We start from the raw sequence: 12,081 nt of genomic DNA on the forward strand, positions 1-12,081 counted from the left end.
CCGGGAAATCAGGAAATGATGCCCAGGTTCTTGCCTACTTTGCAGAAGGCTTCAATCGCCTTGTCCAGCTGTTCGCGGGTGTGGGCGGCGGAAATCTGAGTGCGGATGCGTGCCTGTCCCTTGGGGACCACGGGATAGAAGAAGCCTACGGCATACACGCCTTCGTCCAGGAGCTGTGCGGAAAACTGCTGGGACAGGACGGCATCCCCCAGCATCACCGGGGAAATCGGGTGATCCTTGCCGCCGATGGTGAAGCCGGCGCCGGTCATCGCGTCACGGAAATATTTGGTATTGGCTTCCACGCGGTCACGCGCTTCCGTGGAACCTTCCAGAAGGTCCAGCACCTTGATGGACGCGGCTACGATCGCCGGGGCCACGCTGTTGGAAAACAGGTATGGGCGCGCCTTCTGACGCAGGACGTCCACCACTTCCTTCGGGCCGGAAACGTAGCCGCCGGACGCGCCGCCCAGGGCTTTGCCGAGTGTCCCCGTCGTGATATCTATCTTGCCGAACAAGCCGCGGTACTCATGCGTCCCGCGTCCCCGCTTGCCAAGGAAGCCCGTGGCGTGGCAGTCGTCGAAATGGACGATGGCGTTGTATTTGGCCGCCAGTTCGTGAATCTTGTCAAGCTGGGCAATGATGCCGTCCATGGAAAAGACGCCGTCCGTGGAAATCAGTTTGACTCGGGCGCCGGCGGCATCCGCTTCCTGCAGCTTGGCTTCCAGGTCTGCCATGTCGTTGTTGGCGTAGCGGAAGCGCTTGGCTTTGCAGAGGCGTACCCCGTCAATGATGGAGGCATGGTTCAGGGAATCGGAAATAATGGCGTCGTCCGCAGTCAGCAGCCCTTCAAACAGGCCGCCATTGGCGTCAAAGCAGGAGGGGAACAGAATTGTGTCTTCCGTGCCCAGGAATTCGGAAAGGCGTTCCTCCAGCTGGCGGTGCAGGGTCTGAGTACCGCAGATGAAGCGGACGGACGCCATGCCGAACCCCCATTGGTCAATCGCCTTCTTGGCCGCTTCCATCACTTCCGGATTATTGGCCAGGCCAAGGTAATTATTGGCGCACATATTGATGACGGAGCGGCCGTCTTTCAGTGTTACCTGGGAATACTGCTGGGAGGCGATAAAGCGTTCTTCCTTGTACAGGCCTTCTTCGCGAAGGCCGTTCAGCGTGGTCGTCAGGATATTCTTGAACTCGGGGGTATACATGTCAGATAATGGATGAATTGAAACAGTCAGCAAATAAAAGGGCAGGAGACTGCGCCATTGCTCCCGCACCCATACCACAAACGGCCCGGAAGGAAAAGCTTAAAGAAGCGGTTCGCCGAAATGTCCGGGCAAGCGGCGGTGCGCTTGACGCATAGAGCCGTATTCCGGGCTCAACAGACTTCCCTGGAGAACATGAAAGACATGGAACTGAGGCTTCCGGGGCAGCCAGAAAGCCATTGCCGCCGTTCCTGCCGGGAAATCTCCTGCGGGAAAAAAGAGGTAAATTTTTTCTGAAAAAAGCCGGGATAAACAAAACCGTCATTTTACTGCGCTTTCCGGGTAGCAACCTTGCTGATTCGTCAAACCTGTTAAACAAAAACATTTATACCTGTCATGAAACAATCCTTCTTATATGCATGGTGTTTGAGCGCCGCCGGGTGTGCCTCCCTGCTGCACGCCCAGTCCGTCAACCAATTCCCGGACAGCGGCCCTGAAACCACTCTGGATTCCCTCTGGGCGGCTACGGGCCACATGCAGGCCTTTTCTGACGCCATCGACTCCCAGATGGGCGTGCACCGTTTTCAGGACGGCAAAAAATCGCGTTTCTGGTTCAGCGGCATGGGAAGCTTCGGAAATGCCAGTGTCAGGAACGAGCATCCCGCCTTCGACTATTCGGCCGGCGGCGGAGTCCTGGGCTATGACTACTGCGCATCCGAAAGTGGAAGGGGAAGGCTGCTCGGCCTGTCCCTGGGCTTCATGTCCGGTACCCAGAACATCAAGGAAATGGCGGACCATCCCGCCGGATTTCTGGAAGGCGACAAATTTGACCAGGATACGATGATGGTCAACATTTACGGAGCCCTGTACAGGCAGACCGGAAGAAAATCCCATCTTCTTCTGTCCATGAATATGGGATTCGGCAATACCGATAACAAATGCGCCCACCACGGCATGAACTACGAAAACTCCACATGGGATACGGAAACCTGGAACGTCGCGTTGTCGGCCGCATGGCGCTACGAAGTCTCCAGGTCCTTCAGTATCACGCCTTTCGCCAAGATGAGCTATGTGCATGCCTCTAACAAAGTGAAAAAGGACGACTATGATGACGAAGGCTATGACTCTTCCTGGTGGTGGGATGATGATGAATACTGGAGAAGGGAATCCAGGTGGGAAAACCGCGGATCGTTCGACAATCTGGCGCTTGAAGTGGGAGTGACGCTGGAACACGCCATCCGCTTCTCCAACGGCATGATGTGGACCAATGCCATTTCCGGAAGCTACTGCCCGGACATATGGCGCAACAATCCCCACCATACCTTCAACGACATCTGGTGGGACGGCGACACCGTCTATGAGTCCCGGTACAGAGGCAGAGGATACGCTCCGGCACGCCAGGCCTTCAAGGCCAAATTCCTGTCGCGCTTCGTGTGCAGCGAAAACCTCTCCATTTATGCCTCCTATCAGGCCTGTTTCCGGGAATCCTGCACGGAACACCGGGCGGCATTGGGCGTAGCCGTAGTCTTCTGACGTCTTTCGTGTCCCTCACCGTGGAGATGGAGGAGCGCGGAATACCTTTTGCTGATGCCGGGAACGTGGAGGGAAAGGAGGAAAAAACGCCGAAGTGCCGGGTGCGCCTCGTGGCAACCGCTTCTTTCCCCGTATTTCTGCGAACGGAAAGCCGGATACCCGGGAGTAATTGAAACGGGGTGGCTATTCCTCTTCCGTTTCGAGGGAATAATCCAGCATTCTATCGCCATCGAACGTGAAAAACGCCTGGAATCGCTTCCCTCCGAGCATGGCGGGAAGCCAGTACCGGTCGTCCTGCCACATGAGATCGTAGGGAATCTCCTCTACGGGAGACCAAAAAGGCTCTGCCTCCGGCGTTTCCGAAGGAGTGCCCGTGAACGACGAAGCCATGAACACATGGCAGAGGATTTCCGGAATGGTCCTGCAGGTAAAGGAAAAATGCAACACGCCCATCTCCCGCGCGTCTGTTACGTTAATCCGCAGCTCTTCCCGGACTTCCCTCAGAACGCATTGAAGAGCCGTTTCCCCCGGCTCAAACTTGCCGCCGGGGCCGTTCACTTTCCCCGCTCCTATACCCCTCTTCTTGCGTATCAGAAGAATCTTTCCCTCCTGAACCACAAACATCAGGGTAGCGAGAATATCCGGGGTCCACGGTGCGGGCCATTGAAAGCCGCTGCTTCTCTCTTGCATGGGCACATGCTACAGGATTGAAGGACCGGCATGAAGAAAAATACGGAATAAATGCATAATGAGTAGGGAAACGGTCAAATTGCCCGCGGCGTCAATCTCCGGAATACTTTGGATGAACAACCGAATCGTTCACTTCATCGACTCTGTGAGAACTCAAATTACCCATTACTCCATAATTTTTCATGCGCAGATGAGCGATGAGATGATTATTCAAATAATCTAGGAAATATTCCTTGTCGAATGCTCCTTGAAAAGTGACGGGAATTGCACTTCCATCTGGACTATGGATGAGATTAATATAATTGTTTTTAGACGTATTCAGAATAGATGACCCATTGTGCAAATCAGCCATCTGATGTTATTGATCTGATGTTTTGCGGCCGCCCTATCTGGCCCGGATCCGTCAAATTCCGGATGTCTTGTTATTAATACTGCTCAGAATTTTTTCCTGAGCAAGGGAGGAGGGGAGTTGAGCGTCCTTGTAATCAAATAAAAGGCTTGTTTTTTTTGCAAGCTGTTCAAAGGCGGCAATTTTTTGCACCAAAACGTCGATATGTGTTTTCCCTTCGGGTTCACGGTAAATATTCAAGCGTGTCACATTTTTTTGAACATTCGCAAGCGAGGATTCAAAAGCAGCGCGGATTTGCGTTTTAATCAGATAAGCCGTTTCCGTGGCTTCTTCATCAGTCAGGGGACCGCTTTTTGAAATAACTAAAAAGGAATAATCATAATCTTTCAATCTATATTTCGCCAATACTTTGGATAAACGCTGCATAGAGCATTCTTTCGGATTCGCGTTAATGACTTCCTTAAATCTCCAAGCGCGTCCAAGCGTGTCGTTAATGCCGATCATTATCGGGTTATCGACTTTTTGTACGAGCCGCATTTCTTGTAATGTAATCCGTCCTTTTCTATTATGCAGTAAAACGGGCAATTCAATGACGTAACCCCCGTATTTTCCTGCTTTGAGGTCGTTCTTATTCAAATTTGGCATTTGATAAGTATACAAAAGCGTCATAATCTGACTTAAACTATCCTGTACGTTTGATAAGGTACGTTGTGTGCGCAAAACTGTGTCTGGTATCGGGAATTCCATGTAATTTTGGATTTCTTTTGCATCTTGAAGAAAAGATTTTTGTGTTGGAACGACGGGAATATCATCTGAAATAATGTTATACGAAATTTCTGTTCCCACAGTTTTCACAATTGGGGGATTTGTTCTTTTCTCACTCTTCCTGTCTGTATTAATCGCCGTCTTGTTTTTTGATAAAATATCGTCCATAACCGTAGTATGGGCAATAGAAATCATTTGGTTTCCGCTGAAGATCCCTCCCTGGCTAAGTGCTTCATTAATCGTATTTAATTGAGCGATGAGAATGTCCAGTTCTTGCGGAGCTTCTTTATACAAAGACAATTTTTTTATTTTTTGAGGGAGTGATGAAAATTCGTGGTTTAAAATACGGGCAAAAGTGTCATTGATGGCATCTTGAATCTGTACTTGTTCCGCTTTTGTCAACGAAGTGATTTGTGCAACACTGAAAAAATCGTACGCGCGTTTACCAACACTGTAATGTGACAGTGGAGAAAACCAAAATTGGCAATAAGCTTGTGTGCCGTTCAATTCCAGGATCTGCTCTTTTGTTAAAATGCGTCCCAAAATATTATTAATTTTATCTTCGCTTTCGCTTTCATGTAAGCCTATCTTCTCTTTTTCCTTTTTTGAAAGAGATTTCGTATATAAAGCGGGAGGAGCAATGAAGCTCCCTTTTGAATTATATTGGTAAGAGTTATTTTTTGTATTCGGTTTTGTAAAAGTTACGAGATAGTGAATCTTCTGATTGATATTTTGATATAATAGATCAACATCCTTGTCCGTTCCAGTGGCTATGCCCCCTTTCGGACGCACCACATAGCCCGCAGAAATGTTATTATATTTTGGAGAAATTTCATGGTTGGGAATAAAAATATCCGGCGTAATATGAGATGTGTGAACGCGTACTATTTTGTTGGGCTTGTAAATCATGATGGTAAAATTGTCGCCCGGAACATAAATCATGCGTGGATTGGAAAAAATTTTATTTAATTGCAGACAAGTTTTCAGGAACGGCAGCATGCGTTTATAATCGTCTGTTTCTTTAAAAAAATCCCATGCTTCCCGTTGTGTTGCAGTTAAGCTTTTTTCTTGTTGCTTCAATGACATTTCAATTTTTTGCGTATCTAGAATGTCGGAATTTTTCGCATCGGTTTCAGTTGAAAAAAACAGCGATGCTGCGGCAGCAATAGGAAAAATAATATTTTTAAAGCTCATAGCCCGGCTCCTTGATGAAAAAAGTGAAGGTTATTCTAGTTTGATTGTTGTTGTATTTTCCGTCCCTGTCTTTGAAAAGTGATCAACCCATGGAAGTTACGAAGGCATGTTCCTCCGTAAAAAACGGCTTTGTTGAAGAAGGCCACCATTGTAAAGGCTTGTCGCGTTGTCAAGCACCTTGCTCCGCTTCCTGCAGGAGGACTTGAGGGGAGTTACCCGTTCCGGAATCACTCCTGTCTGGGATAATACCGTTTCACAGGAAACGTGGGTGGGATGAAAAAGATGATTCGCGACAAGTTCGCGCGAATGGGTGCTTTCCCCTTGTTCGGGAAGATACGGGTAAGGATTCCGGCAAAGGTTGAGAGTGACGCCTTTTGGCTGCAGGAGGAATATTTTGGCCATAGGAGCTTTGTACTCCTTAAGCGCAGACTTAAGGATACGTGTATTGACAGGAAGAGTCCCGAACTGCTTGGACAAAAAAAACTCCATGTAATCAAATAAAGCTAGCAGGAATTGCATGGAGAATCAATTCAAAATGAATCTCCATTGGATGAAAGGATGGCCAGAACCTGGACAGGATTGAAAGAAGAACCGCAATCCTGAACCAAAGGAAACCGCAACACATTACGGCGAAGAGTTCAAACGTAAATGCGTAGAACCCTGCCTCAGCAATAACCGGGAATTTCGATACTGATAAAAGAACTGGGAATATCCCCGGAAATGCTGAGATGCTGGTAATGAAAGAACTTGGCGTCAAAAAACTAACGAACAATACACGTCTGGCTGAAGAACCATTGAGTACAGCCACAGTATAGACCTATCTCCCGGGAATATCCGTATAATCAAGAACAGGTTGGGAGCCTCCGCCTAATGACCGCGGTTCCCTCGCGGGCCTTTCGCGGTACGTACGCGGATATCAGCCAACGGCATGCAGCAGGAGTCTCATAGGAGACAATTGACCTTTTGCCTATTTATTGCGACAACTATGCCTGTCACCCTTCCATCTAGCCTCAATAACATAGCAAATTTGAGGATTTTCAACCTTATACAACCCTTTTCAAGCATTTATGCTTGGTTGCAACGGGGAGAGGGCTTCTTTGTGCCCCAATCCACACCCTCTACCTGTAAGATAATGCCTTTAAAAACCGTTTTAATATCTTGCACTTTCAAGAAAACAAAAACCGCAATCGCTGAAAATCAACAACTTGCGGTATGAAAATGTTGGTGCTCGAGAGGGGACTCGAACCCCTACGGTTTATCACCACTAGATCCTTAGTCCTATGTATGACTATTGATTATCAATGCAAAATGATTTTTAACCCCTCTCGGCTACCAATAGGCTACCAAACGTGCAAAAGCAAGCCCTTTTTGAACGCCTTTTTGCAGGTGTAAAATCTGCCCTTTTACGTCTTTTTAAGAGATTGGAAATTTACTCTATATTCAGAATTCACTGCATTAGTAAATTTCCGAATATGGAGTAAATCAAACGAATGCAAGAAGGGGCTTGTTGGTCGAATGAGGTCGAGTATTTTCCTAGGACAACTTCACCATGTCCGCTAATTGCAGGAAGTACTCTGTCGACCAGATATTAAGCTTGTTCTGATCTTTGATGAAAGGCATGACATCGTCCTTTCCAGAAAATTCAATTCGTTCTTTTTCTTGTTCGTCTTTTCGGCACATGCCCGAATAATGGAAATATCCATCCCGGCGATCATGTCCCAGTCAGCTCTCAGGTACTCATCCAAATAAGACCGCATGGTCTTCATCGATTGAATGCGGAGATTGGACGAAGATACAATCAAATCGCACAAGGCTTTTTCGGGAGTCGCTGTCAGGTAGAAATATCCTTCTTCCGTCTTTTGCCGGGTCAGTCCAATCGGAAAATAAGCCTCAGGAACCTGAATGTATTCGTAGCGGCCTGTCGCGTTGTCAAACGTCTTGCTCCGCTTCATGCAGGAGGACTTGAGGAGAGTCACCCGTTCCGGAATTACTCCTGCCTGGGATAATACCGTTTCATGAGAAACATAGGAGGGATGAAGAAGATGATTCGCGACAAGTTCACGCGAATAGGTGCCTTCCCCATCTTCGGGAAGACACAGGTAAAGATCCCGGCGAAGGTTGAGAATGACGCCTTCTCGCTGCAGGAGGGATATCTTGGCCATAGGAGCCTTGTACTCCTTAAGCGCAGACTTAAGGGTATGTGTATTGACAGGAACAGTCCCGAACTGCTTGTACAGGAAAGAAGCCATGTGATCGAATAGAGAAAAGTTAGCGAGAATTGCAGGGAAAATCAACTTGAAATGAAATAAGTGCGCAAAAATCGCTAGAATTGATGACGAATATCAAGTGCATTCACTGGTAGCGAGGTTAATGAGAGGACAAATGCTCCCCTTTCAATCGCTCCTTCGTCGCCCAGAGGTCGACGAACCAAGTATTCCCAGACAGTGGATAAGAAGAAAAAAGCACCTGTAAGACCTCTTCCCGATACCTCGTCTTACTGAAAATTGCATCATTAACAACGTGACAAAGCCTCTGCCGCAGTCACGAGAGTTTGACGAATTTCCAGAGCCATTTCAGAAGAAACGTATGTCCCCACAAAATCGGCGGCTTTGGAGGGACCTTCGTCTTCTTCCCTGCCGAAACAGGTTTCCAGACATTGAAGTGCGTCCTGTGTTGCGGTATTGCCCGATTTCTTCTCGAATGCAAACTGTTGGAAAATATTCCAGCCATCCTGATGCTTCCCATCGTAGTAGCGCATGACGTAATACAGGTCGTAGGCATCCTTGGGTTGGCGGCGATGAAGAAACGCCCGCAACTTAAGCATGAGGAAAGCTCCTGCTTCACAAACACGCAGAGGAACCTGTATGGCCTCCCCCTCTTCATCTGGAACTTCAAACATGATTTTGCGGGAGGACTCGATAGCCCGTTTAACGCCCAGCAAATTACTGGCTCTGATTCCGGCTATTTCTATCGAACTGGTGGGGCGGACGTGCTCTGTGAGAAAGTCAATAGGGATACGAATGCCATCTATATCTGCCATAAAACGCCCTCCTTCCTTCTGATCTTCCCGATACCCCAATGCTCTCAATTTCCAATCGATAGGTGACATGTCCCCGTCTACGGCAACACTGATTCCCAAATCCACATCAAGAGTCACCGGCCTCAAGAGAGTGGTATTCATATTGCCGGAACAGATGAACCTGGGCACCAGGCCCCCTATTAAAACCATGCCATGACGATAGTTTTCCAAGGCTCCCCACAGGGAGGCAAGCACCTTTCCCGCATGATTCGTAATAACTTCGCTGTAGCTGGTATAATGATCAAATTTCATGATTCCTGCAAAAATCCGGACATTGTACAAGTGCCTCCAGGGCTTCTTCACTCCTCAGTCCCTGTCCCTTCAAATCGATATAAATTTGCGCATCCGAAACCAGAGGGACATGACGGGAACGTTGGAGTTGACGCAGGACATCCTGATCTTCAGGATAGAACAAGAGCAGATTTCCCCCTTGTTCCACTCTTCTCCCCACCAGCCCCGGAGACAATTCAGACAAATTCGGAATACGAGACACATAGGCACTACAAATGACTGGTTCCGTAAAAGCGGCGCGTTGCCAGGCCCCAACCCATTGCGTAAACCCTATCCTGACTCCGTTCTGTTCCGCCCACTGATGCACCATATCAGCCAGTTCGGCAATACCGGTCCCTACAATGGAATACCGGACAACTCTCTGATGAGCGCGCTTTTCATGCCATATGTCCAACAACTCCCGTTCATGAAGAAGAGAAACTTGCCGATAAGGATGACGATCAATAAATTGCCTATCCTCCAGCCTCTTGATGACTTTATTCACCAAGGCTGTACTCGTTCCTGTTGATGCGGCCAAATCCTTTTGGCTCCATTTTTTGGAAACATTGAAAAGAAGAGCCCGGACAATGCGTTCGCTTTTCCCGGAGAACAAGTCTCTGGCGCCCTTGTTGAATCGAAATCGTTTCAAGGGGCTTCCAGTATTGCCAAAATAAACTTTCCCTTTTTTGTAATAAAACGCTCCATTGGGATCAGCAACGGCAACATGAGCCTCCAAGGCTTTTTTCACGAACGGCCCCGCTGGAATACAGGGAAGAACGAGTAATTGATCCCTAAAGGAATCCAGATTTCGAGGCGGCATCAGCCTGTAAACCGTCGGCAGTTCAATGTATCCCTGCGGCTTCCCGGCATCATCATATTCCTCAAAATCAAGAACTGCTCTGGTTGGCTCAATGAACAGTCGCGGAAAGTCCCATGTATCGTGAAGCTTTGCGAATGCCTCACGCAATTCATTTTCTGTAGAAATAAGAGATGCCTTCTGCCTTGACTCCATAGGACTCTTCTACTTGATCTGCTTTATATGCACAACATAAATTTACTCTATATTCAAAATTCACTTTGTCAGTAAATTCTACATATAGAGTAAATTCAAGCGCTAAAGTTTTTGAGTGAATGATCAAAAAGGGGGCAACGGCAACTATGTTAATGAGAGGATGAATGTTCCCTTTGCAAGCGCTCCCTCGTCGCCCTGAGGTCGACAAATCGGCTGCTTCCCAGACACAGGATGCAAAGAATGCCTTTCTTTTCCCAGTTGTAGACTGTTCTGCGGCAGGGGCAGGACGAAGACTCGAACAAGTCGGTTCCTTTAGGGAAAAGCGATAATTTGACAAGTTGAGTTTCCTCCATGACATATCGGAACCCATTTACGCGAGCTTGTCGTTCCAGACGCTGGAATAGCGCTTTCATGTCTATAAATATCGTCTTTCCTATCCGTTTCACAGGAAGGTGTTTGTCTTCAATCCAGGCATGGACGGTTCCCCATGAGGGAGATGACCCTGAAACAAAAATTCCAGAGTTGGTCATGAATTGACCGGTGCGGCAGTATTGAGGTACAGGGATGGGAGATGCTTGTTCCAAATGCATCCCAAAGGAATTTACCCAGAGTTCGGATTCCTTTGACAACTATCGGGCTGACAGGAAATAAATTGATTTTAGTTCGTAATGCGTTGAGAGAAAACAATCAAATATTAAGCATCCCTTTGCTGCTTGCTTGAGAGAAAATCTCATCTTAATCTAAATCATGGCTACTCAAGGACGAGCTCACCTCCCTTTACTCCAATCTGAATATTGGGAGTATTCGGAGGAAGTCTCTATCGAAACACCAAAGGGAAAACAGAAGCGAATATGCTCAGCCAGAAATCGTCTCATAAGCCGATGGAGAGAAATCCTTGCAGCATCAGAGAAGAATCAAAAAGCATCTGTTGAAAAAGGCCTCAAAGAAGGAATATTGCGTAAGGAAATTGAAAAAGAACTCAGAGAAAAAGGAGGGTATCTGAGTGCCCTGAGGTATGCCCAAAATCTCCCCTTCCGTATTGATATTCATACATCTGCGTTTCAATACACGCAGACTCTTTTCCCCAGGCAGCTCCTGAAGCCAAAAATCAAGGAAGCCGGCGTCGTTGATGAATACGGAGTTTTTTCGGAAGAGTATCTGGATCTTTATTACTCTCTGCCCTGGGAATCGTATTGTGCCGAAGGTATGAGGCTCGAATCAACCGATCTTTTCGACCCGAACTGTTCTTTTGATGATGAAAAAGTATTGAGAAGTGAAAAAGTGTATGCCCAATCCATCGTCAAAACACCCCGGGAGTGCGAACAGTTGATAAAAAAACTCCGCAGAGCTGCCGACATGTTGAAAGCATTTCCCTTAGAAAAGGCCGCAAAATTTTTGGAAACGCCCGTTGAAGATTTTCAAAACGAATCCCTCCTGGATTCCAGGGATACCTTGGGATGGTCCATGGAAAATATCACTTCCGCATGGGGAAGAGAAGAAGCAGACAGAATTCTTGCCATGGATATCGCACAGCCAGCAGAACACCCCCATGGAGTCAATACCTGGCGTGCTCTCAAACTGGTTTTCATCACTCTGTGTTCGGAAAAAGGATTTAAGAATTTCACTCGCTGGGATGTGCGTGAAAAATGGATTCAATTGTTTCCGCCTTCCACCTCCTGCAAGAAAGACTCTTCTTCAATCCTGTCCATCTCTTCCAGGCTGCAGGAAGGAGGAGCCAGATGTTCATCCAATACCACGTTGGCACAACTCTTGACCCGTTGGGGATTCGGCTGGTTCCCGACTTCGTAAAAGATAAATTTCATTTTCCGGAAAATGAACCATTGAGTTTTCAAAAGTCGGCATGCAGGAGCCATATACCCTCCGCATCCGTTTCTCATGAACTTCTGATATAGGACGCACTCAATATTTGGTATATTCATTGTAAGTCGCTTGTGATTGAAAATCAGAAAGTGAAATTCCATGT

General features: G+C 47.4%; 9 protein-coding genes. 2 read left to right on the plus strand and 7 right to left on the minus strand.

Going from position 1 to position 12,081, the window contains the following annotated elements:
- Positions 1 to 8: 8 nt before the first annotated feature.
- Entirely contained in the window at positions 9 to 1,208 is a 1,200-nt protein-coding gene (gene kbl / locus V3C20_RS09760) for a glycine C-acetyltransferase (RefSeq protein ID WP_130083853.1), read from the minus strand.
- Between the two features lie 393 nt (positions 1,209 to 1,601).
- Between kbl and V3C20_RS09765 the strand changes: the two genes are divergently transcribed.
- Positions 1,602 to 2,738, plus strand: a complete 1,137-nt coding sequence (locus V3C20_RS09765) for an autotransporter outer membrane beta-barrel domain-containing protein (protein ID WP_130083852.1) — start codon at positions 1,602 to 1,604, stop codon at positions 2,736 to 2,738.
- A 183-nt stretch (positions 2,739 to 2,921) separates the two neighbouring features.
- On the opposite strand, the gene V3C20_RS09770 is transcribed toward V3C20_RS09765, so the two are convergent.
- From V3C20_RS09770 to V3C20_RS09795, 6 genes are all read right to left on the minus strand, one after another.
- Complete coding sequence (locus V3C20_RS09770; protein WP_130083851.1) at positions 2,922 to 3,428, minus strand: 8-oxo-dGTP diphosphatase; 507 nt, start codon at positions 3,426 to 3,428, stop codon at positions 2,922 to 2,924.
- A 91-nt stretch (positions 3,429 to 3,519) separates the two neighbouring features.
- Positions 3,520 to 3,780 carry a hypothetical protein gene (locus V3C20_RS09775; RefSeq protein ID WP_130083850.1) on the minus strand — a complete coding sequence of 87 codons (261 nt, stop codon included), beginning with the start codon at positions 3,778 to 3,780 and terminating at the stop codon, positions 3,520 to 3,522.
- Between the two features lie 51 nt (positions 3,781 to 3,831).
- On the minus strand, positions 3,832 to 5,736 hold the full coding sequence (locus tag V3C20_RS09780; protein ID WP_130083849.1) for a hypothetical protein: 1,905 nt from the start codon (positions 5,734 to 5,736) through the stop codon (positions 3,832 to 3,834).
- 1,556 nt (positions 5,737 to 7,292) lie between these two features.
- On the minus strand, positions 7,293 to 7,985 hold the full coding sequence (locus V3C20_RS09785; protein WP_130083848.1) for a hypothetical protein: 693 nt from the start codon (positions 7,983 to 7,985) through the stop codon (positions 7,293 to 7,295).
- A gap of 263 nt (positions 7,986 to 8,248) precedes the next feature.
- Positions 8,249 to 9,067, minus strand: coding sequence for a nucleotidyl transferase AbiEii/AbiGii toxin family protein (locus tag V3C20_RS09790; RefSeq protein WP_130083847.1), 819 nt, complete (start codon positions 9,065 to 9,067; stop codon positions 8,249 to 8,251).
- Positions 9,057 to 10,097 carry a hypothetical protein gene (locus tag V3C20_RS09795; protein ID WP_130083846.1) on the minus strand — a complete coding sequence of 347 codons (1,041 nt, stop codon included), beginning with the start codon at positions 10,095 to 10,097 and terminating at the stop codon, positions 9,057 to 9,059. Before V3C20_RS09795 ends, V3C20_RS09790 begins: the two co-directional genes overlap by 11 nt.
- A 747-nt stretch (positions 10,098 to 10,844) precedes the next feature.
- Here V3C20_RS09795 and V3C20_RS09800 point away from each other — a divergent pair.
- Complete coding sequence (locus V3C20_RS09800; RefSeq protein WP_130083845.1) at positions 10,845 to 11,906, plus strand: hypothetical protein; 1,062 nt, start codon at positions 10,845 to 10,847, stop codon at positions 11,904 to 11,906.
- Positions 11,907 to 12,081: the final 175 nt, after the last annotated feature.

It is taken from the genome of Akkermansia sp. RCC_12PD, from assembly GCF_036417355.1.
In the GTDB taxonomy this organism is placed as follows: Bacteria; Verrucomicrobiota; Verrucomicrobiia; order Verrucomicrobiales; family Akkermansiaceae; genus Akkermansia.